Origin of the sequence: Streptomyces milbemycinicus (assembly GCF_002154605.1) — a bacterium.
GTDB lineage: Bacteria > Actinomycetota > Actinomycetes > Streptomycetales > Streptomycetaceae > Streptomyces > Streptomyces milbemycinicus.
The window spans coordinates 1-21,175 of the sequence record NZ_MUNE01000753.1 but is presented as its reverse complement, the minus strand read 5'-3'; the positions used below and the strand labels follow the sequence as shown (position 1 = coordinate 21,175).

Genomic DNA, 21,175 nt, shown 5'->3' with positions numbered 1-21,175 from the left:
TTCCCGGCCTGCCCTGCGGCTCCCGGGGCGCCGCAGGGCAGGCCCCCGCCCCGGGCGCCGCAGGGCAGGCCGGGAAAGGGCCCGTCGCGGCCCTGGGACGGCCCTGAGAGCCCCGGGCGAGGGCCGGGGGCACCCGAAGGCCCGGAGGGGGTGGAAGCGCCGCGCTACTGGCGGCAGATCAGCAGCAGCGCCCGGTCGTCGTTGACGTCCTTGGCGACCGTCTCGATCAGGTGCCACGCCGCGCCGTGGAAGTTGGACGCCACATAGCGGTCGGCCTCGCCGGTCAGGCGGTCGATACCTTCGCTGATGTCGCGGTCGGCGGTCTCCACCAGGCCGTCGGTGAAGAGCATCAGGACGTCGCCGGGGCGCAGCGTGCCCTTCGTGGGGTCGAACTGGGCGCCGTCGTAGACGCCGAGCAGAGGGCCGTCGGCGGTCTTCTCCTCCCATTTGCCGGTGCCCGCGCTCAGCTGGAGCGCGGGCAGATGCCCGGCAGAAAAGAGCTCGAAATCGCCGCTGTCGAGGTCGAGTACGAGGTGGATGGAGGTCGCGAAGCCCTCGTCCCAGTCCTGGCGCAGCAGATAGCCGTTGGCGGCCGGGAGGAAGCCATGGGGCGGCAGGGAGCCGAGGAGGCCGCCGAAGGCGCCGGACAGCAGAAGGGCGCGGGAGGCCGCGTCCATGCCCTTGCCGGAGACGTCGGTGAGGACGACTTCGAGGGTGCGGCCGCCGTTCGTACGGGCCGCGACGACGAAGTCGCCCGAGAAGGACTGCCCGCCGGCCGGGCGCAGCGCCATCTCGCGGTGCCAGCCGCCGGGCAGACCGGGCAGCTTGCTCTGTACGCGGATGCGTTCGCGCAGGTCGAAGAGCATGGTGCCGCCGCGCCGCCAGGGCACCCCGACACGGCTGCGGAACTGGGCGATGAGCAGGCCGAAGAAGCCGACGGCGGCGACGACCAGGATGGTGCCGGGGGTGACCCGGTCGGAGGTGTCCTGTTCGGTGTAGGGGCCGAGGATGGCGGATTCGATGATGAGGGCGGTGGCCGCCGCCCCGTAGAGCGCGAGGAGGCTGGCCGGGCGCAGCACCAGGCCGCCCGCGACGATGGGCAGCACGAGAGCGGCGGGGGCGCACCAGTCGGGCTGGGCGATGGTGCCGAAGGCGATGGCCGGGACGGAGATCAGCAGCATCGTGAGGGCGAGCCGGTCCGAGCCGCCCCCGCGGAAGTAGTCGACTCCGGCTTTGCGCACGCCAGTGCGAGCCCGGTGCAGCGCTTTGCGCAGCCGGGCCGTTGGAGTGTCTACGCCGCCAGTCATTGCATCGGGACCCTACCCACCCGTTCGGACGCGCGTCGATTCGTGGCGCGTCGAACCACCCACCGGAGTGGGCAATCGTAAGCGAAATTCATTCGCCTGTGCCGGAATCCGCTGCTAGGGATGGGAATATGACGATGGAGCTGCGTGTGCTCGCCCCGTCCCACTGGGACGAGTGGTACGGGACGTTGATGCTCGCCTTCGGCGGGGCCCAGGTGTCGCCGGAGGAGCGCGCCCTGGACCGCGATTTGACCGAATGTGAGCGTTCGATCGGGGCGTGGGACGGCGACGAGATCGTCGGGACGGCGGGGCTGTTCAGCTTCCGGCTGTCGGTGCCGGGCGGCGCCGTGGTGCCGGCGGCCGGGGTCACGACGGTCGGCGTGCAGCCGACGCACCGCAGGCGCGGGCTGCTGCGCGCCATGATGCGCCGCCTGCTGGACGACGTGCGCGCCGCGGGCGAGCCGCTGGCGGTACTGACCGCGTCGGAGCCGCAGATCTACGGCCGGTTCGGCTTCGGTGCGGCCACCCGGGCCGCGCTCGCCGAGATCGACACCGCGCGGGTGGGCCTGACCGTCCCGGAAGGGGCCGACGAGGTGCGGCTGCAGGCCGTGGACCCCGAGGCCGCGCTCAATACATGCGAGGCGATCTACGCCCGCCGGGTGACCGCCCGGCCGGGGATGCTGGAGCGGCGCCCGGGCTGGGAGCGCAGGCCGCTGCTCGACCCGCCGAGCGAGCGCGGGGGCGCCTCGCCGCTGCGGTGCGTGCTGGCCGAGCGGGACGGCGAGGTCACCGGTTATGTGCGCTTCGCGGTCAATCCGGAATGGGACCTGGCCGTGCCGAAGGGGGTGGTGATCGTGCGCGATCTGGAGGCGCTGGACCCGGCGTCCTGCGGCGCGCTGTGGCGCTTTCTCTTCGATATCGACCTGACCTGCAAGATTCGCATCGGTCGCCGACCGGTCGACGACCCCTGGCAGCACATGGTCTCCGATATCCGGCGATGCCAGATCCTGCTGCGCGACGAGCTGTATGTGCGCCCGGTGGACGTCGGCGCGGCCCTTGAGGCGCGGACGTACGCGCTGCCGGTGGACGTGGTCCTGGAGGTCACCGACGCCTTCTGCCCATGGAACGAGGGGCGCTGGCGGCTGACCGGGGACGCCAAGGGCGCGAGCTGCGAGCGGACGTCGGATGAGCCCGGGCTGCGGCTGGACGTACGGGAGTTGGGCGCGGCGTACCTCGGCGGGATCTCGCTGTCCGCGCTCGCGGGCGCCGGCCTCGTCCAGGAGCTGCGCCAGGGCGCGCTGGCGGAGGCGTCGGCCGCCTTCCGCAGCGATGTCGCGCCCTGGCTCCCGCACAACTTCTGACCGCGCCCGCGGGCCTGCGGTGCCCGCGGGGCCTAAGGGCGCTGGCAGTTCGGGCACCAGAACAGATTGCGGTTGGCGAGGTCCGCGGTGCGCACCTCGCCGCCGCAGATATGGCAGGGCTGTCGGTGGCGGCGGTAGACGTAGACCTCGCCGCCGTGGTCGTCGACGCGCGGCGGGCGGCCCATCGCCTCGGGGGTGTGCTCGGGACGGACCGTGTCGATCCGGTTGTTCCGCACCCCCTCGCGCATCAGCGCCACCAGATCCGCCCAGATCGCGTCCCACTCGGCGCGGCTCAGATCGCGGCCCGCGCGGTAGGGGTCGACGCCGTGCCGGAACAGGACCTCGGCGCGGTACACGTTGCCGACCCCCGCGACCACCTTCTGGTCGAGCAGCAGCGCGGCCACGCTGGTGCGGCTGCGGGAGACCCGGGCCCAGGCGCGGTCCCCGTCGTCCGAGGGGCGCAGCGGGTCCGGGCCGAGCCGGTCGTGCACCGCCTGCTTCTCGTCGTCGGTGATCAGCGCGCAGGCGGTCGGGCCCCGCAGGTCCGCGTACGCCTCCTTGGCGGCCAGCCGCAGCCGTACGGTCTCGGTGGGCGGCGGGGCGGGGGCCGGGCCGAGGCCCACCTTGCCGAACAGGCCGAGGTGGACATGGACCCAGCCGGTCGCCGGGAAGCCCAGGAAGAGGTGCTTGCCGTGAGCCTCGGCGTGCTCCAGCACCTGCCCGTCGATCAGCGCCGCGCCGTCGGCGAACTTGCCCTGCGGACTGCTGGCGCGTACGGGCCGGCCGCCGAACAGCTCACTGTGGTCGGCGGCCAGGCGGTGGATGGTGTGCCCTTCGGGCATCAGGCCATCAGCCCTGCTGCGGGTGGTGGGCGGGGATCGGCGGCAGCTCGCCGGTGGCCTCGTAGGCCGAGAGCATCTCGATGCGCCGGGTGTGACGCTCCTCACCCGAGTACGGGGTGTTCAGGAAAATCTCGACAAACTTGGTCGCCTCGTCCTGCGTGTGCATCCGGGCGCCGACGCTGATCACATTGGCGTTGTTGTGCTCACGGCCAAGCTCGGCGGTCTGCTCGCTCCAGGCCAGCGCGGCGCGCACGCCCTTGACCTTGTTGGCGGCGATCTGCTCGCCGTTCCCGGAGCCGCCGATCACGATGCCGAGGCTGTCCGGGTCGGCCGCGGTCCGCTCGGCAGCACGCAGACAGAACGGCGGGTAGTCGTCCTGGGCGTCGTAGATGTGGGGCCCGCAGTCGACGGGCTCATGTCCGGCCGCCCGGAGCCAGTCAACTAGGTGGTTCTTGAGTTCGAAACCGGCATGGTCGGAGCCGAGGTACACGCGCATGCCCCGAGTGTGACACGGCCGTGTGGTCGCCACCGCCCGGGGTACGAGTTGCGGATGCCCTCAGTAGTACCAACGAAACCCATAGAAACCTCGGGTAACAATCCGGAATCAAAGGTTCAGTTGATCGTGTCCCTGAGTTTCACTGGCGTCGCTCGTCACCCAAGAGCAAAGGATCGAGCATGAGCGCACAACCCGCGACCAATACGGCCGAGGCGACGGCCGGATCCTCCGGCCCAGGTGCCCCGAACGACGGCCTCAAGGCCGGTCTCAAGAACCGCCATCTGTCGATGATCGCGATCGGCGGGGTGATCGGCGCCGGGCTGTTCGTCGGCTCCGGCGCCGGTATCGCCAAGGCCGGGCCCGGCATCCTCATCTCCTACGCGCTGGTCGGCCTGATGGTCGTCCTGGTGATGCGGATGCTCGGCGAGATGGCCGCCGCCAACCCGTCCTCGGGTTCCTTCTCCGCCTACGCCGACCGGGCGCTCGGCCGCTGGGCCGGATTCTCCATCGGCTGGCTCTATTGGTTCTTCTGGGTGGTGGTGCTGGCGGTCGAGGCGACCGCGGGCGCCACGATCCTCGAGGGCTGGGTGCCGCAGGTGCCGCAGTGGGCCTGGGCGCTGATCGTGATGGTGGTGCTCACCGGGGCCAACCTGGTCTCGGTCTCCTCCTACGGCGAGTTCGAGTTCTGGTTCGCCGGGATCAAGGTCGTCGCGATCGCCGCGTTCATCGTGGTGGGCGGGCTGGCCGTCTTCGGAGTGCTGCCGGGCTCGGACAACGAGGGGGCGGGTTTCGCGCACCTCACCGACCACGGCGGGTTCCTGCCGCACGGTCCGGGGGCGATCCTCACCGGTGTGCTGCTGGTCGTCTTCTCCTTCATGGGCAGCGAGATCGTCACCCTCGCGGCCGGTGAGTCCGCCGACCCGCAGCGGGCGGTGACCAAGGCGACCAACAGCGTGATCTGGCGTGTCGCGGTGTTCTACCTGGGTTCGATCTTCGTCGTGGTGACGCTGCTGCCGTGGGACGACGCGGGGATCGCGGACAAGACCAAGGGCAGCTACGTCGCCGCGCTCGACTCGATCGGCATCCCGCACGCGGGCCAGGTCATGAATGTGATCGTGCTGACCGCCGTGCTGTCCTGTCTGAACTCCGGCCTCTACACCGCCTCCCGGATGGCCTTCTCGCTCGGGCAGCGCGGAGACGCGCCGGCCGCCTTCGCGAAGGCCACCTCGCGCGGGGTGCCGCAGGCCGCGATCCTCGGTTCGGTCGTCTTCGGCTTCGTCGCGGTCTGGTTCAACTACCAGTGGCCGGACACGGTCTTCCAGTTCCTGCTGAACTCCTCGGGCGCGGTCGCGCTGTTCGTCTGGCTGGTGATCTGCTTCACCCAGCTGAGGATGCGCGGGATCATCCTGCGCGAGAACCCGGACAAGCTGATCGTCCGGATGTGGCTCTTCCCGTATCTGACCTGGGCGACGATCGCGATGATCTCGTTCGTGCTGGTCTACATGCTCACCGACAAGGACGGGCGCGAGCAGGTGCTGCTTTCCGCTGCGGTGGCCGTGGTGGTCGTGGCCTTCTCGCTGATCCGCGACCGGCTCCCCGGAGCCCGGCGCGAGGGCGCCGACAGCAAGCCGAAGGAATCGGTGCTCCCTTAGGGGCGTCCTTAGGGGCGCTCTCCCCACCGCATGACTCAGGCGCCGGACGAGGCCATTGGCCCGTCCGGCGCCTGAGTGCGTACGGGGAGCGGGGCGAGTGAGCCGAAGGGGCGCGGCCGCCCGCGCCGGAGGCGCTGATGTCACCGTGAAAGGGAGAGCGCGCGCAGGCCCCGAGGCTGCGATCAATATGCGGCTCCGCCGCGCGAGGGGCCGAGCACGGTCAACCGTCGACAGGGGCCGCGCCCCGGCGGGGGCACCTCCCAGCGGTAGCTGGGGGAGAACCGAGCCCTAGAAAGAGGGGCCGCGGCGGCCGATCAGCTTCCAGGCGGTGGGCAGCGCGCCCATGGCCAGTGCGGCCTTCAGGGCGTCGCCGATCAGGAACGGCGTGAGGCCCGCGGCGACCGCCTGGCTGAGGGACATGTCCGCGGCCAGCGCGAGGTAGGGGACACCGACGGCGTAGATGATCGCGGAGCCGACCGCCATGGTGCCCGCCGTGCGCAGCACCCCGCGGTCCCCGCCGCGCCGCGCCAGCGTGCCCACCGCGGCCGAGGCGAGCAGCATGCCCAGCACATAGCCGAAGGACGGCATCGCGGCGCCCGAGCTGCCCTCGGCGAACCACGGCAGGCCCGCCATGCCGAGGAGGGTGTACAGCGCGAGGGAGAGGAAGCCGCGCCGGGCGCCGAGCGAGGTGCCGACCAGCAGTGCGGCGAAGGTCTGGCCGGTCACCGGGACCGGGGAGCCGGGGACGGGCACGGAGAGCTGCGCGGCGAGGCCGGTGAGCGCGGCGCCGCCGACGACCAGGGCCGCGTCCCGGGCCAGGACCTGCCGGGCGGCAGGGACGGACGAGGCGGCCCGGCGGGCCGGGAAGATCACGTCCGCGAGGACCGTACCCGGGTGGACGGTGGCGGCAGAAGCGGTGCTCATCGGCGGTTCTCCGAGGTGAGAGGCGGTGTGGGACACGGTGACGGTACCCGGGGGCGGGTCCGCGATCACGGTCGGCGGGTGACAAAGCCGCACCGGCCCGCTTGGAGACTTCCGGCAGCCGGCCGCCGGGCGATGGGGCGGGTACGCAGCGTCACGCGAGAGTCCGATATTCAGACACCTTGAGGCCGAATGTTGTCCTGAGCGGACACGACCCTCACACTGAGGGCGTTTTGCCCCGATGCAGCACCTCCTGGCGCCGCATCCCTCATACACCCCTCATGTAATGGACACCACAGACCCATGAACCGGACACCCGCGTCCTCCGCGCAGGAGCGCGACGCCGAGGCGGTCGGCACCGGCCGGGCCGGCGGCGCGCCGCTGTCCCACGGCCTCAAGCAGCGCCATCTGTCGATGATCGCTCTTGGGGGTGTGATCGGCGCGGGCCTGTTCGTCAGCTCCGGCACCGGCATCGCGGCCGCCGGGCCGTCGATCGTGATCGCGTATCTGCTGTCCGGCCTGCTGGTGATGCTCGTGATGCGCATGCTCGGCGAGATGTCGGCGGCCAACCCGGCCTCCGGCTCCTTCTCCGTACACGCCGAGCGGGCGATCGGGCCGTGGGCGGGGTTCACCGTGGGGTGGACGTTCTGGGTGCTGCTGTGCGTGGGCATCGCGGCCGAGGCGATCGGCGCGGCGGGGATCATGGTGAAGTGGTTCCCCGGCACCGAGTCCTGGATGTGGGTCGCCCTGTTCATGGTGATCTTCTGCGGGACGAACCTCGCGGCCGTCGGCAACTTCGGCGAGTTCGAGTTCTGGTTCGCCGCGCTGAAAATCACCGCGATCTCGCTCTTCCTGGTCCTGGGCGTGCTGGCCATCCTCGGCGTGCTCCCGGGCACCGACGCCCCGGGCGCCGCCAACCTCACCGGGACCCATGGCTTCCTGCCCAACGGCCTCGACGGCCTCGTCCTGGGCCTGCCGGCCACCGTGTTCGCGTACGGCGGTCTTGAGACGGTCACCATCGCGGCGGCGGAGTCCGAGGATCCGGTCCAGGGGGTCGCGAGCGCGGTGCGCACCGCGATGTGGCGGATCGCGGTGTTCTACGTGGGCTCGATGCTGGTCGTGGTCACCCTGATCCCGTGGAACGACCCGTCAGTGGTCACCGACGGCCCGTACGTGGCCGTGCTCAAGCACCTCGACATCCCGGCGGCCGGCCAGCTGATGAACGTCATCGTGCTGGTGGCCCTGCTCTCCGCGATGAACGCCAACATCTACGGCGCCTCCCGCATGGCGTACTCGCTCGCGGCGCGCGGCGAGGGGCCGTCCGTCCTCGGCGGGGTCAGCGGCGGGGTGCCCCGGGCGACCGTGGTCGCCTCCTCCACCTTCGGCTTCTTCGCGGTGCTGCTGAGCTACTGGTGGCCGGACACCATCTTCAAGTGGCTGCTCAACATGGTCGGCGCGGCCGTGCTGATCGTGTGGGGCTTCATCGCGGTCTCGCAGCTGAGCATGCGCAGGCGGCTGGAGCGCGAGACGCCCGGCAAGCTCGTGGTGAAGATGTGGCTGTTCCCGTATCTGACGTGGGTGGCGCTGGCCGGGACGGTCGTCGTGCTGGCGCTGATGACCCGCGAGTCCGACACCCGGACCCAGCTGTACTTCTCGGCCGGGCTGACGGCTGCGCTCGCGGTGGTCGGATACGTACGGCAGCGGTTGGCGGCAGCGCGGAGCTGACCGCCCCGGCTTGACCCAGCCCGGCCCGACCCGAAGGCCCCCGCGCGACAGCTCCTGGAACTCAAGCTGTCGCGCGGGGGCCTTCACCTGTCCGTCGTATGTGCCTCAGTTGGGCCTCTGTGCCTCAGTTGGGCCTCAGTCGAAGATCGGGCCCACCGTGCGGGTGCGCTTGATCTCGTAGAAGCCGGGGATCGAGGCGACCATCAGCGTGCCGTCCCACAGCTGGGCGGCGGCCTCGCCCTTGGGCGCGGGGGTCACGACCGGGCCGAAGAAGGCGATCTGCTCGCCGTCCGGGCCGGGGACCGCGATGACCGGGGTGCCCACGTCCTGGCCGACCAGGTCGATGCCCTCCTTGTGCGAGGCGCGCAGCTCGGTGTCGTACTCGTCGGAGTCGGCGGCGTCCGCGAGCTCGGCGGGCAGACCGGCTTCCTCGAGGGCGGCGACGATCGTCTCGCGGTTCTTCTCCAGGCCCTGGTTGTGGAAGCGGGTGCCCAGGGCGGTGTAGAGCGGGCCGAGGACGTCGCTGCCGTGCTTCTGCGCGGCGGCGATGCAGACCCGGACCGGGCCCCAGGCGGTCTTCATCAGCTCGCGGTACTCCTCGGGCAGTTCGTCGACCCGGGGCTCGTTGAGCACGGCCAGACTCATCACATGCCAGCGCACCTCGACCGGGCGGACCTTCTCCACCTCCAGCATCCAGCGGGAGGTCATCCAGGCCCACGGGCACAGCGGGTCGAACCAGAAGTCGGCAGGAGTCTTGGCGGTTTCGGTCACGATCTCTCCTCGAACGGACAGCTATGGAAAAGCAATAGGTGTTCCGGGAAACACGGCCGGGCGTGGCGGCCATTCCCCGATTCCCGTTGTCAGTGCCGCGTGACATGATTTCGCGTGTTCGAGTGTCCGATATCCGAGACGATGACGAGGGAGCCGCGTCTTGCCCGGCGAGAACCTGACCCGTGACGAAGCCCAAGAGCGCGCGCGGCTGCTGACCGTGGACGCGTACGACGTGGCGCTCGACCTGCGGTCCGCGGTCGGGGAGCACGCGGGCGAGGGGCCGCGCACCTTCCGCTCGACGACCACGCTGCGCTTCCGCTGCGCCGAGCCGGGGGCGGCGTCCTTCGTCGATCTGATCGCGCCGCGGGTCACCGCCGCGCGGCTGAACGGCCGGGAGCTCGACCCGAAGGCCGTCTTCGACGGCGCGCGGATCGCCCTCGACTCCCTCGCCGCGGAGAACGAGCTGGTGGTGGAGGCGCAGTGTGCCTACAGCAGGACCGGGGAGGGGCTGCACCGCTTTGTGGACCCCGAGGACGGCCAGGTCTATCTGTACACGCAGTACGAGCCGGCCGACTCCCGCCGCGTCTTCGCGAACTTCGAGCAGCCCGACCTCAAGGCCCGCTTCACCTTCTCGGTGACCGCCCCGCAGGGCTGGACGGTGCTCAGCAACGGCGCGGTGGCGGCGCTCGAGCCGTGGGGAGCGGGTGACGTGTTCGCCACCACCCACTTCGCGCCGACCGAGCCGATCTCGACGTACATCACGGCGGTCGTCGCCGGCCCGTACCACTACGTACGGGACCACTACAGCCGCACCTTTCCGGACGGCTCCGCCCTGGAGATCCCGCTGGGCGCGCTGTGCCGCGCCTCGCTCGCCAAGCACTTCGACGCGGACGACATCTTCACCGTCACCAAGCAGGGCCTGGACTTCTTCCACGACCACTTCGACTATCCGTACCCCTTCGGGAAGTACGACCAGGCGTTCGTGCCCGAGTACAACCTCGGCGCGATGGAGAACCCGGGCTGTGTGACCTTCCGTGAGGAGTTCGTCTTCCGCGGCAAGGTCACCCAGGCCTCGTACGAGCACCGGGCCAATGTGATCCTCCACGAGATGGCCCATATGTGGTTCGGCGACCTGGTCACCATGGAGTGGTGGGACGACCTGTGGCTCAAGGAGTCCTTCGCGGACTTCATGGGCGCCTTCTCACTCGTCGAGTCGACCCGCTTCACCGACGGCTGGATCACCTTCGCCAACCGCCGCAAGGCCTGGGCGTACCGCGCCGACCAGCTGCCGTCCACCCACCCGGTCACGGCCGATATCCGCGACCTGGAGGACGCCAAGCTCAACTTCGACGGGATCACCTACGCCAAGGGCGCCTCCGTCCTCAAGCAGCTGGTGGCCTACGCCGGGCGGGACGCGTTCCTGGAGGGCGCGCGCCGCTACTTCAAGCGCCATGCGTACGGCAATACGCGCCTGACCGACCTGCTGTCGGTGCTGACCGAGACCTCCGGCCGGGACATGGCCGCCTGGTCCCGGGCCTGGCTGGAGACGGCCGGGGTCAATGTGTTCACCCCGCAGGCCACCTATGACGCGGCCGGCCATATCACCGAGCTGTCGATCGTCCAGGAGGCCGCCTCCGCCGAGCACCCGACGCTGCGCCCGCACCGGGTCGCCGTCGGCCTCTACCGCCGGGCCGGTGCGGCGGCGGACGGGACCGGCGCGCTGGTGCGCTACGCCCGGGCCGAGGTCGACGTGGACGGCCCCCGTACGGTGGTGGCCGAGCTGACCGGGGCCGAGCGGCCCGATCTGATCCTGGTCAACGACGACGACCTCACATACTGCAAGGTCCGCTTCGACGAGGTCTCGCTGGACACCCTGCGCGCCCACCTGGGCGAGCTGACCGACCCCCTCGCGCGGGCGCTGTGCTGGTCCGCCCTGTGGAATCTGACCCGGGACGCGCTGATGCCCGCCCGCGACTTCCTGGACCTGGTGGAGCGCTTCGGCGGGGCCGAGACGGACATCGGCGTGCTCCAGATGGTCCAGGCGTGGGCCCAGTCCGCGCTCCAGCACTACGCGGCGCCCGACTGGCGCGAGGAGGGCGGCCTGCGGGTCGCCGAGGGCGCGCTGCGCGAGCTGCGGCTGGCCACACCGGGCAGCGGCCACCAGCTGGCCTGGGCGCGGTTCTTCGCCCAGACCGCCGCCACCGACCTGGACCAGCGGCTGCTGCTCGGGCTGCTGGACGGCACGGCCCGGATCGACGGGCTGGATGTCGACCAGGAGCTGCGCTGGACGTTCCTGGCCTCGCTGGCCGCCCAGGGAGCGGCCGACGAGTCGCTGATCGCGGCGGAGCTCACCCGCGACCACACCGCCTCCGGCAAGCGCCACCAGGTGCGCTGCCTGGCCGGCCGGCCGTCGGCTGCGGTCAAGGCGGAGGCGTGGGCGGCGGTCGTGGAGTCCGACGCGCTGTCCAACGCCCTGGTGGAGGCCACCATCGCGGGCTTCGCGCAGCCGTCGCAGGCGGACCTGCTCGCGCCGTACCGGGACCGGTACTTCGCGGTGATCGAGCGGGTGTGGCGGGAGCGGTCGATCGAGATCGCCATGTCGATCGTCCGCGGCCTGTTCCCCGCGCAGGGCGACACCACGACCCTGGAGGCGGCCGACGCCTGGCTGACCCGCCATCCGAACGCGGCGCCGGCGCTGCGCCGACTGGTCCTGGAGGCGCGCGACGATCTCGCGCGGGCGCTGCGCGGACAGGAGTGCGACGCCCGCTCGGCCGTTTGACGGGTCTTTGTCGGCAGATCAGCTGTTTTCGGCAATCGAACGTCCGTACTTTAGGGCAGGGTTGTCCGCATTTGTCGACGAGTGTGTAACAGCGGTTAGCGGGCCGGGCGGGTCCGGGAATGGCGGGGTCATGAACTCCGACACCCCGCTCTCGCCCCGCCCGCTGCACCACCTCCCGGACGGCGGCCGCAGCGTCTTGACGAGCCGTCAGCTCCGTGAGCACGGCGTGACGGCGGCCGAGGCCGCCGAGCGCTGCCGCCCCGGCGGACCCTGGCAGCGGATCCTGCCGGGCGTCCACCTGCTCCACCCCGGCCCCGCCACCGGCGAGGAGCGGCTGCACGCGGCGCTCCTGTACACCGCGAGCCGGGAGCGCCCGGGCCACCCGGAAGGCGCCGTTCCGGCGCCCGGGACGGGCGGCGGGCCGTACGGCGAGGCGATGATCACCGGACTGGCGGCGCTGGCCCTGCACCGCTTCTCCGCCGTCCCCTCGCTGCGCGCCCTGGACCGCGTCGATGTGCTCGTACCGCGTGCACGGCGGCTGCGCGGGGCCGGCTATGTGCGCTTCGTACGCGCCGCCGCCCTGCCCCGTCCCCGGGAGATCACCGGCCTGCCGACCGCCCCCGCCGCCCGCGCCCTCGCCGACGCGGTGGCCCAGCTGTCCGATGCCTCGGCCGTCCGCCGGCTGCTCATCGAGGCCGTACGCCAGGGGCACTGCGAGGCGTCGTCCGTCGTACGGGAGCTGAGCCGGGCCCGGCTGCTGTCCCGGGCGCATGTCGTCGACGCCGTCGACGCGCTGCTGGCCGAGGGGCGGGCCATGGCCGAGGCCCTGCTCTACGACATGGTGCGCGGATACTCCCTGCCCGAGCCGCTGTGGAACGTCGAGCTGCGGCTGCCCGGCGGCCCCCTGCTGGCCGGGGTGGACGCGTACTGGCCGCTGCAGGCCGTGGCGCTGGAGATCGACGCGCGCACCCCCCGCCAGGGCGGCGGGCACGATCCGCTGGGCCGCTTCACGCCCGCCGGCGAGCATATGGAGCGGCTGGGCATCACGGTCGTACGCGTCACCCCGAGGAAGCTTCGCGAGAGCCTGGAGGCGCAGGCCGCGGTCGTCCGCACCGCGCTGATCGCGTCGGTCGACCGCGAGCCCGCGCCTTACGTCGTGATCCGGCCCAGGTGAGCGGCGGCCCCGGAGGGCGCGAGCCGCCCGGTGTCACCGCTTGCGCAGCAGCAGTTCGGTGTTGCGGTCGTCCGCGTCGCCCGCCAGGGCCTGGCTGCGCCCCGGGGCGTTGTAGGACAGCTCGCGGTAGAGCGCGGCGAGGCCGGTCTGGGACAGATCGGCGTAGTCCGTGCGGCGCGGCGCGGCCGACTCGACGAGGGTGGTGAACAGCGACAGCGTGCCGTCGTGGTTGTCCACGACCTCGATCACCCGGGCCAGCTGGGGGAAGTCCACATGCGAGGCGGTGGTGATCTCCCAGAAGGTGCCACGCGGGGTGATCTCGTTCTTGTGGCTGTGGCCGTTGATCCACGCCAGCACCTGGGGGTGGCGCTGGAAGAGGGCCACGACCTCGTCGCCACCGTGCCGGGCCTCGCGCGGACGGGCCGGGTCGCGGTTCAGGTTGCCCATGCTGCGGCTGTAGTGGTGGCTGAAGACCAGGATCCGGTCGTCCTTGTGGGCCTTCAGGGTCCGCTCCAGCCAGCGCAGCTGGGCGGTGCCCAGCGACCCGGTGTAGTGGCCGCCCGGGTCGGTGGTGTCCAGGCTGATGCCGAGGAGGCCGTCGGATATCCGGAACGAGTAGTAGCAGGTGCCCTCGTCGAGGTTGGCCTTGGTGTAGCCATGGCCGACCGGGCCGGGCCCGGTGTGGGCCGGGTCCAGGTGGGCTGCGACGAAGTCGCGCTGGGAGAAGGGCGCGCGGCGCTCGTCGGGGGTGACGGTGCGCATGTCCTTCGCATGCGCGCGCAGCAGCTCCTTCATGACCTTGCCCGTGGGGTCGCCGCCCTTGCGCTCGTCCTTGAAGCGCTCCTCGGCCTCGGCGGCCGGGATGATCTGGAGCTTGCGGCTGCCGGTGGCGAGGTCCGCGAAGTAGGAGCCGCCGAAGGAGTAGACGCCGCCGGACAGGTCGTCGTGGTTGCCGATGGTCGAGTACCACGGCAGCCGCAGCCCGGGGCTGTTGACGGTGCGCAGCGCGGCCGTAAGGAAGCCGTCGATACGCGGGAAGCCGACCTGCTTGTCGGTGTCGCGCACCGCGCTCTCCGGGTGCCAGAACGCCTTGAGCCCGCTGTTCTGGACGCCCTCGTAGCGGCGCGGGTCGCCCGTGTTGGGGGTGATCCGGCCGCCGTTCATCACGCCCAGGAACCAGTCGAGCTCGATCCGCGCGTTGTTGTCGGTGTTGTCGCCGGTGGTCATGACGAAGGAGAGCGGGGAGCCGGTGGCCGGCCCGCCGCGCAGCCCGTTGACCCGCTCGATGAGGGACGCGGCGCCGACCACGGTCAGCGCCTCGTGGGGCCGCCAGGCGCCCGGGCGCCCGGCGCGCAGGAACTCGTACCGCAGCGGGTGCTGCACATCGGTGAGGTGCATGTCCGTGAGCTGCACGAAGGAGGCGAGCGTGGTGCGCCGGTCCTCCCGGCCGCCCTTGGCCCCGGCGAGCTCGGTGCGTACGGTACGGGCCCAGGCCGGGCCGTCGCCGAGCCTGCGGTAGGTGCCGCTGCCGCGCGGGGCGGAGAAGGTCTCCAGCGTCGTCCCGGCCTTCGAGGGGAGCGCGGGGGCGCTGACGACTCTGCGGGCGGCAGCACGCACCTGGGGCGGCTGGGAAGCGGTCGCCGAGCCGCTGCCCGGCCCGAAGGCGAGCCCGAGGCCCGTTGCGGCACCTGCGGAGGCGGTGGCGACGAGGAGGGTGCGGCGGTCGAGGGCGGCGTGGGCGGCGGACCGTATGCGGGACATGCGGGATCTCCCCGAGTGGATGCGCGGCAGCGGTCGGGCAGCGGGCTGCCCTGTCACTTCGGATCGTTGGCAGCGGGGATGGCCTGCGAGTTAACGATGCGGCAACGCCCGCCGCCGAAATACGCACGTGGATCTTGGCGATAGCAAACGGTCATCCCGCACTCCGCCGCCGGAATCCCGCCGCTCACCCGGAGTTCACCGGGCCTGGGAACGCCGGCAGAACTCCGAATGGGGGTGCGCGCGGTGTGTGCGCGGCGTACGCCCGGCGCGGGCCCGTCCCAGGCATCGGACAATGGATTGGACAAGGTCGCCGGGGCCACCCGCATGATGGGAGGCACGCCAGGCACCCAGCAACAGGCACAGATCGTGAAGGAGCGCGTCGTGAGGATCGGAATCGTCGGAGCCACCGGCCAGGTCGGCGGCGTCATGCGGAAGATCCTCGCGGAGCGGGACTTCCCGGTCGAGGAGCTGCGCCTGTTCGCCTCGGCCCGCTCCGCCGGGCGCACGCTCCCCTGGCAGGACACCGAGATCGCCGTCGAGGACGCGGCCACCGCCGACTACTCCCGGCTGGACATCGCGCTGTTCTCCGCGGGCGGGGCCACCTCCCGGGCGCTGGCGTCCAAGGTCGCCTCGGCCGGCGCCGTGGTGATCGACAACTCCTCCGCCTGGCGGATGGACCCCGAGGTGCCGCTGGTGGTCTCCGAGGTCAACCCGGACGCCGCGGCCCACCGCCCCAAGGGGATCATCGCCAACCCGAACTGCACCACCATGGCCGCCATGCCGGTGCTGCGCCCGCTGCACGCGGAGGCGGGCCTGACCGCCCTGGTCGCCACCACCTACCAGGCCGTGTCCGGCTCCGGCCTGTCCGGTGTGGAGGAGCTGGACGGCCAGGTCCGCAAGGTCATCGACGGTGCGACCGCACTGACCCACGACGGGGCAGCCGTGGAGTTCCCCGAGCCCGCCGTCTACAAGCGCCCCATCGCCTTCAACGTGCTGCCGCTGGCGGGCAACCTCGTCGACGACGGCCGGTTCGAGACCGACGAGGAGCAGAAGCTCCGCAACGAGTCCCGCAAGATCCTCGGGATCCCCGAGCTGAAGGTCTCCGGCACCTGCGTCCGCGTCCCCGTCTTCACCGGCCACTCGCTGCAGCTCAACGCCCGCTTCGCCAATCCGCTGAGCGTGGAGCGCGCCTACGAGCTGCTGGGGAAGGCCCCCGGCGTCGAGCTCTCGGAGATCCCCACCCCGCTGCAGGCCGCGGGCAACGACCCCAGCTATGTGGGCCGCATCCGCGTCGACGAGACGGTCGACAACGGGCTGGCGCTCTTCGTGTCCAACGACAACCTCCGCAAGGGCGCGGCGCTCAACGCCGTCCAGATCGCGGAGCTGGTGGCGGCCGAGCTCAGCTGAGCCAAGGCTCCAGGGCGCCGCGTTCCAGGCACCTGACAGGCGCCCCCGCGGGCGCGGGCGATTATCTCGGGCGACCGGCCGTCCTTGCGTGGAAGGATGGCCGAAACGTCGTATTCGAAGGAGATGCCCAGGTGCCTGGAACGAACCTGACCCGCGAAGAGGCGCAGCGGCGGGCGCGGCTGCTCAGCGTCGACTCGTACGAGATCGAGCTCGGTCTCTCCGGCGCCCAGGAAGGCGGCACCTTCCGGTCGGTCACCTCGGTGCGGTTCGACGCGGCCGAGGCGGGCGACTCCTTCATCGACCTGGTCGCGCCCACCGTGCACCAGGTGGTGCTCAACGGATACGAGCTCGACCCGGCCGAGGTCTTCGCGGACTCCCGGATCGCGCTGAGCGGCCTCCAGCAGGGGCGCAACGAGCTGCGGGTCGTCGCGGACTGCGCGTACACCAACACCGGCGAGGGCCTGCACCGCTTTGTGGACCCGGTCGACCAGCAGGCCTACCTCTATACGCAGTTCGAGGTGCCGGACGCGCGCCGGGTGTTCGCGAGCTTCGAGCAGCCGGACCTGAAGGCCACGTTCCAGTTCACCGTGACGGCACCCGAGGGCTGGACGGTGATCTCCAACTCGCCGACGCCCGAGCCCAAGGACAACATCTGGCGCTTCGAGCCGACGCCGCGCATCTCGACGTACATCACCGCGCTGATCGTCGGTCCGTACCACAGCGTGCACAGCAGCTGGGAGGGCGAGGGGCGGTCGGTGCCGCTGGGCATCTACTGCCGTCCCTCGCTCGCCGAGTTCCTGGACTCGGACGCGATCTTCGAGGTGACCCGGCAGGGCTTCGACTGGTTCCAGGAGAAGTTCGACTACGCCTACCCCTTCGCCAAGTACGACCAGCTGTTCGTACCGGAGTTCAACGCGGGCGCGATGGAGAACGCGGGCGCGGTCACCATCCGCGACCAGTACGTCTTCCGCTCCAAGGTCACCGACGCGGCCTATGAGACGCGGGCGGAGACCATCCTCCACGAGCTGGCCCATATGTGGTTCGGCGACCTGGTCACCATGGAGTGGTGGAACGACCTGTGGCTCAACGAGTCGTTCGCCACCTTCACCTCCATCGCCTGCCAGGCGTCCGCGCCCGGCAGCAGGTGGCCGCACGCCTGGACCACCTTCGCCAACTCGATGAAGACCTGGGCCTACCGGCAGGACCAGCTGCCGTCCACCCACCCGATCATGGCCGAGATCCGCGACCTCGACGACGTCATGGTCAACTTCGACGGCATCACCTACGCGAAGGGCGCCTCCGTCCTCAAGCAGCTGGTCGCCTACGTCGGCGAGGAGGAGTTCTTCAAGGGCGTACAGGCTTATTTCAAGCGCCACGCCTACCAGAACACCCGGCTGTCCGACCTGCTCGGCGCGCTCGAGGAGACCAGCGGCCGGGACCTGAAGACCTGGTCCAGGGCGTGGCTGGAGACCGCGGGGATCAACATCCTGCGCCCGGAGATCGAAACCGACGCCTCCGGCACCATCACCTCCTTCGCCGTCCGGCAGGAAGCCCCGGCCCTGCCGCCCGGCGCCAAGGGCGCGCCGCTGCTGCGCCCGCACCGCATCGCGATCGGCCTGTACGACATCGACGCCACCGGCAAGCTGGTGCGCGGCGAGCGGATCGAGGTCGACGTGGACGGCGAGCTGACCCCCGTGGCCGCCGTGGCCGGCCTCAAGCGCCCGGCCGTGATCCTGCTCAACGACGACGACCTGTCGTACGCCAAGGTGCGCCTGGACCCCGACTCGCTGGCCGTGGTCACCGAGCACCTGGGCGACTTCGAGGCCTCCCTGCCGCGCGCCCTGTGCTGGGCCTCGGCCTGGGACATGACCCGCGACGGCGAACTGGCCACCCGCGACTACCTCTCCCTGGTGCTGTCCGGTATCGCCAAGGAGTCGGACATCGGCGTCGTCCAGTCGCTGCAGCGCCAGGTCAAGCTGGCCCTCGACCTGTACGCGGCCCCCGACTGGCGCCCCACGGGCCTGGCCCGGTGGACCGAGGCCGCCGTGGACCACCTGCGGGCCGCCGCCCCCGGCAGCGACCACCAGCTGGCCTGGGCGCGGGCCTTCGCCGGCACCGCCCGCACCGACGGACAGCTCGACCTGCTGGCCGGGCTGCTGGCGGGCACCGAGACCATCGAGGGCCTGGCCGTCGACACCGAGCTGCGCTGGGCGTTCCTGGAGCGGCTGGCCGCGACCGGCCGGTCCGACGCAGCCTCGATCGACGCCGAACTGGAGCGGGACCGCACCTCGGCGGGCGAGCGCCACGCGGCCACCGCGCGCGCCGCCCGGCCGACGCCGGAGGCGAAGGCCGAGGCGTGGGCGTCGGTCGTGGAGTCCGACAAGCTGCCGAACGCGGTACAGGAGTCGGTGATCGGCGGCTTCGTCCAGACCGACCAGCGCGAGCTGCTGGCCTCGTACGCCGAGAAGTACTTCGCGGCCGTCAAGGGCGTCTGGGACAGCCGCAGCCACGAGATGGCGCAGCAGATCGCGATCGGCCTCTACCCGACCGTACAGATCTCGCAGGCCACGCTGGACGCGACCGACGCCTGGCTGGCCTCCGCCGAGCCCAGCGCGGCGCTGCGCCGCCTGGTCACCGAGTGCCGCGCGGGCGTCGAGCGGGCGCTCAGGGCCCAGGCGGCCGACGCGGCGGCAGCGGCGGGCTGACGGACGGTACGTATGCACGGACGAGGGCGCCCCGGACCGGGTTGGTCCGGGGCGCCCTCGCGTCCGGTGCCTCGCGTCTGGTGCCTCAGACCTGCGCGGCGATGCGGGCCGCGCGGCGGGCCAGCATCGCCTCGCGCCGCTCGTCGAACTTGGTGGCCTGAGCGTCCAGACCGCCCATGTACAGCCCCAGCTCCTCCTGCGCCTTCAGCCCCTCGCCCGAGAGCCCGGAGATCTCCAGGACCTTGAGGAAGCGCAGCACGGGCTGCAGGACGTCGTCGTGGTGGATGCGCAGGTTGTAGATGCCACCGATGGCCATCTGCGCGGCGGCCCGCTCGAACCCGGGCATGCCGTGTCCCGGCATCCGGAAACCGACCACCACATCGCGTACGGCGGCCATGGTCTGGTCGGGCGCCAGCTCAAACGCCTTCGCCAGCAGATTCCGGTAGAAGACCATGTGCAGGTTCTCGTCGGTGGCGATACGGGCCAGCATCCGGTCACAAACCGGGTCGCCGGAGTGGTGGCCGGTGTTGCGGTGCGATATACGCGTGGCGAGCTCCTGGAAGGCCACGTACGCGATGGAGTGCAGCATGCTGTGGCCGTTGTCGGATTCGAACCCCTCGGCCATGTGGGCCATCCGGAACCGCTCCAGCTCGACCGGGTCGACGGCGCGGCTGGTGAGCAGGTAGTCACGCATGACGATGCCGTGCCGGCCCTCCTCCGCCGTCCACCGGTGCACCCAGGTGCCCCACGCGCCGTCGCGGCCGAAGCGCGTGGCGATCTCGTGGTGGTAGCTGGGCAGGTTGTCCTCGGTGAGCAGATTGACCACGAGCGCGATCCGGCCCACGTCGGTGACCTTGGACTGCTCGGGCGCCCACGCCTCGCCGCCCATCACGCCGTCGAAGTTGCGGCCGTCGCTCCACGGCACGTACTCGTGCGGCATCCACTCCTTGGCGGCCTTCAGATGCCGGTTGAGCTCCACCTCGACGACCTCTTCGAGCGCGAACAGCAGGCGGCTGTCGCTCCATACGGCCTGACCGTGACGGCTGGTTGGGGCGAGGGTCACAGTGGGCTCCTGGGGATGTCGTGCGAGGGCAAACCTACGGCGCCGTAGGTTTGACTTACGGCTCCGTAGGTTACGACACCGTAGGTTAAAGCGGAAATAAATGGCCGGGTGCGCACCGGGAAATCCTGTGCGAGCGGCGGCGGAGCGCGAGAGAACGCCGCGGAAACGCGACAAGGGCGCCCACCGGCATCCAGCCGGGGGCGCCCTCGTCACGGCGTCCTCTGTGACAGCTTGTGTCAGTACGTGTCAGTACGTGTCAGTCACTGCGCTTGCGTGTCTTGTCGCCGAGCATCACCAGACCGGCGATCACGACGAAGAGCACGAGGGGAGCGACGACATAGAGGCCCAGCGTCTCCGCGACGCTCAGGCCCGGACCCGGGTCGTCACCATCGTCGCGGAGCGCGAACGCGGGGGACGACACCATCAGCATCGCCGTCGTCGCGGCGATGACGGCACCGGCGCGAACGGCGTTCTTTTTGACCTTGTTGCTCACGGACTCACGGTATCGGACGCCCTCGCGCCCCGCGTGCCCGGGGTGGGCTTGCCCCGGGGACCGGCCGCGCCCCCGCCCCGTGCCATCCACACCACCTCGCCCATCAGGGCATGCAGCCGTGGCGAGGCCACCAGATCCTCCAGCGATACGGGGCGGCCGGTCGCGTCCGCGATGGGCAGCCGCCAGTTCGGATACTGGTCCCAGGTCCCGGGGAGGTTCTGCGGGCGCCGGTCCCCCACCGTGTCCGGCAGCCACACGCCGACCAGTTTCGCCGGGGTGCGCAGCAAAAAGCGGTGGACCGCCTTGACGGCCGCCTCCTCGTCGCCCGGCCCCTCCGGCAGCATCCCCAGCCGCCCCAGCAGCCCCAGCCACTCCGCGAGCTCCACCGCCTCCTCGGCCCGCTCGCGCGCGAACGGGCGGGTGAGCAGGCCGAGCCGGTGCCGCAGCTCGACATGGCCGCCGGTGAGGCGGGCGGCGGTGCTCGGCAGATCGTGGGTGGTGACGGTGGCCAGACAGTCGGCGCGCCACTCCTCGGGCCTCAGCGGACGGGCACGGGCCGGCGCGGTGTCCCGGGGCTGCGTACTCGCGTCGCCGCCGCTCGCCCCGTTGACCTCGCTGGTCTCGCTGTCCCCGCCGATCCCGCTGTTCCCGCCGTCCTCGCCGATCCCGCTGTTCCCGCCGTCCTCGCCGGTCGCGGCGGCGCCGCCGCGACCGGCGAGGA

At 71.4% G+C, this 21,175-nt stretch carries 16 protein-coding genes; 7 read left to right on the top strand and 9 right to left on the bottom strand.

The annotated features are described in order from the left end of the window. Positions 1-164: 164 nt before the first annotated feature. Complete coding sequence (locus CCN51_RS45180; RefSeq protein ID WP_043487609.1) at positions 165-1,307, bottom strand: PP2C family protein-serine/threonine phosphatase; 1,143 nt, start codon at positions 1,305-1,307, stop codon at positions 165-167. A 128-nt stretch (positions 1,308-1,435) separates the two neighbouring features. Between CCN51_RS45180 and CCN51_RS45175 the strand changes: the two genes are divergently transcribed. Then, complete coding sequence (locus CCN51_RS45175; RefSeq protein ID WP_043487608.1) at positions 1,436-2,665, top strand: GNAT family N-acetyltransferase; 1,230 nt, start codon at positions 1,436-1,438, stop codon at positions 2,663-2,665. A 32-nt stretch (positions 2,666-2,697) separates the two neighbouring features. Here the strand turns inward: CCN51_RS45175 and CCN51_RS45170 are convergent, their stop codons facing one another. Both CCN51_RS45170 and CCN51_RS45165 read right to left on the bottom strand, forming a co-directional pair. Continuing rightward, a complete protein-coding gene (locus CCN51_RS45170; RefSeq protein WP_014179665.1) occupies positions 2,698-3,507 on the bottom strand; it encodes an Fpg/Nei family DNA glycosylase in 810 nt (269 codons plus the stop codon). Between the two features lie 7 nt (positions 3,508-3,514). Next, a complete protein-coding gene (locus CCN51_RS45165) occupies positions 3,515-4,003 on the bottom strand; it encodes a ribose-5-phosphate isomerase (RefSeq protein ID WP_014179664.1) in 489 nt (162 codons plus the stop codon). 179 nt (positions 4,004-4,182) lie between these two features. On the opposite strand from CCN51_RS45165, the gene CCN51_RS45160 reads away from it, so the two are divergent. Beyond that, the gene (locus CCN51_RS45160; RefSeq protein WP_014179663.1) at positions 4,183-5,655 is read left to right on the top strand and encodes an amino acid permease; all 1,473 of its coding nucleotides are present in this window, start codon (positions 4,183-4,185) and stop codon (positions 5,653-5,655) included. A gap of 288 nt (positions 5,656-5,943) precedes the next feature. Here CCN51_RS45160 and CCN51_RS45155 read toward each other — a convergent pair whose 3' ends face one another. Beyond that, positions 5,944-6,579 (bottom strand): biotin transporter BioY, encoded by a 636-nt coding sequence (locus CCN51_RS45155; protein WP_014179662.1) that lies wholly within the window; start codon positions 6,577-6,579, stop codon positions 5,944-5,946. Between the two features lie 300 nt (positions 6,580-6,879). Here CCN51_RS45155 and CCN51_RS45150 point away from each other — a divergent pair, with 300 nt between their 5' ends. After that, positions 6,880-8,301: an amino acid permease gene (locus tag CCN51_RS45150; RefSeq protein WP_014179661.1), complete on the top strand. Its 1,422-nt coding sequence runs from the start codon at positions 6,880-6,882 to the stop codon at positions 8,299-8,301. A gap of 135 nt (positions 8,302-8,436) precedes the next feature. Here CCN51_RS45150 and CCN51_RS45145 read toward each other — a convergent pair whose 3' ends face one another. Continuing rightward, entirely contained in the window at positions 8,437-9,072 is a 636-nt protein-coding gene (locus CCN51_RS45145; protein WP_014179660.1) for a mycothiol-dependent nitroreductase Rv2466c family protein, read from the bottom strand. Between the two features lie 160 nt (positions 9,073-9,232). On the opposite strand from CCN51_RS45145, the gene pepN (CCN51_RS45140) reads away from it, so the two are divergent. Both pepN (CCN51_RS45140) and CCN51_RS45135 read left to right on the top strand, forming a co-directional pair. Further along, entirely contained in the window at positions 9,233-11,851 is a 2,619-nt protein-coding gene (gene pepN, locus CCN51_RS45140; protein WP_014179659.1) for an aminopeptidase N, read from the top strand. Positions 11,852-11,981: 130 nt separating this feature from the next. Continuing rightward, entirely contained in the window at positions 11,982-13,025 is a 1,044-nt protein-coding gene (locus tag CCN51_RS45135) for a hypothetical protein (RefSeq protein ID WP_014179658.1), read from the top strand. A 33-nt stretch (positions 13,026-13,058) separates the two neighbouring features. Here the strand turns inward: CCN51_RS45135 and CCN51_RS45130 are convergent, their stop codons facing one another. Then, complete coding sequence (locus tag CCN51_RS45130) at positions 13,059-14,786, bottom strand: TIGR03767 family metallophosphoesterase (protein WP_014179657.1); 1,728 nt, start codon at positions 14,784-14,786, stop codon at positions 13,059-13,061. A 381-nt stretch (positions 14,787-15,167) separates the two neighbouring features. On the opposite strand from CCN51_RS45130, the gene CCN51_RS45125 reads away from it, so the two are divergent. Continuing rightward, positions 15,168-16,193, top strand: coding sequence for an aspartate-semialdehyde dehydrogenase (locus CCN51_RS45125; RefSeq protein WP_014179656.1), 1,026 nt, complete (start codon positions 15,168-15,170; stop codon positions 16,191-16,193). Between the two features lie 131 nt (positions 16,194-16,324). Continuing rightward, the gene (gene pepN / locus CCN51_RS45120) at positions 16,325-18,898 is read left to right on the top strand and encodes an aminopeptidase N (RefSeq protein WP_014179655.1); all 2,574 of its coding nucleotides are present in this window, start codon (positions 16,325-16,327) and stop codon (positions 18,896-18,898) included. Between the two features lie 85 nt (positions 18,899-18,983). On the opposite strand, the gene CCN51_RS45115 is transcribed toward pepN (CCN51_RS45120), so the two are convergent. From CCN51_RS45115 to CCN51_RS45105, 3 genes are all read right to left on the bottom strand, one after another. Beyond that, the gene (locus tag CCN51_RS45115; RefSeq protein ID WP_014179654.1) at positions 18,984-19,961 is read right to left on the bottom strand and encodes an acyl-ACP desaturase; all 978 of its coding nucleotides are present in this window, start codon (positions 19,959-19,961) and stop codon (positions 18,984-18,986) included. 256 nt (positions 19,962-20,217) lie between these two features. Continuing rightward, the gene (locus CCN51_RS45110; RefSeq protein WP_014179653.1) at positions 20,218-20,454 is read right to left on the bottom strand and encodes a hypothetical protein; all 237 of its coding nucleotides are present in this window, start codon (positions 20,452-20,454) and stop codon (positions 20,218-20,220) included. Further along, the coding region (locus CCN51_RS45105; protein ID WP_211303313.1) for a 4-alpha-glucanotransferase at positions 20,451-21,175 on the bottom strand (725 nt) is incomplete at its 5' end. The genes CCN51_RS45105 and CCN51_RS45110, both read right to left, overlap by 4 nt.

Coding starts and splice junctions, on each gene's coding strand:
- CCN51_RS45180 (WP_043487609.1), bottom strand. CDS start 1,307: ATGACTGGCGGCGTAGACACTCCAACGGCCCGGCTGCGCAAAGCGCTG.
- CCN51_RS45175 (WP_043487608.1), top strand. CDS start 1,436: ATGACGATGGAGCTGCGTGTGCTCGCCCCGTCCCACTGGGACGAGTGG.
- CCN51_RS45170 (WP_014179665.1), bottom strand. CDS start 3,507: ATGCCCGAAGGGCACACCATCCACCGCCTGGCCGCCGACCACAGTGAG.
- CCN51_RS45165 (WP_014179664.1), bottom strand. CDS start 4,003: ATGCGCGTGTACCTCGGCTCCGACCATGCCGGTTTCGAACTCAAGAAC.
- CCN51_RS45160 (WP_014179663.1), top strand. CDS start 4,183: ATGAGCGCACAACCCGCGACCAATACGGCCGAGGCGACGGCCGGATCC.
- CCN51_RS45155 (WP_014179662.1), bottom strand. CDS start 6,579: ATGAGCACCGCTTCTGCCGCCACCGTCCACCCGGGTACGGTCCTCGCG.
- CCN51_RS45150 (WP_014179661.1), top strand. CDS start 6,880: ATGAACCGGACACCCGCGTCCTCCGCGCAGGAGCGCGACGCCGAGGCG.
- CCN51_RS45135 (WP_014179658.1), top strand. CDS start 11,982: ATGAACTCCGACACCCCGCTCTCGCCCCGCCCGCTGCACCACCTCCCG.
- CCN51_RS45130 (WP_014179657.1), bottom strand. CDS start 14,786: ATGTCCCGCATACGGTCCGCCGCCCACGCCGCCCTCGACCGCCGCACC.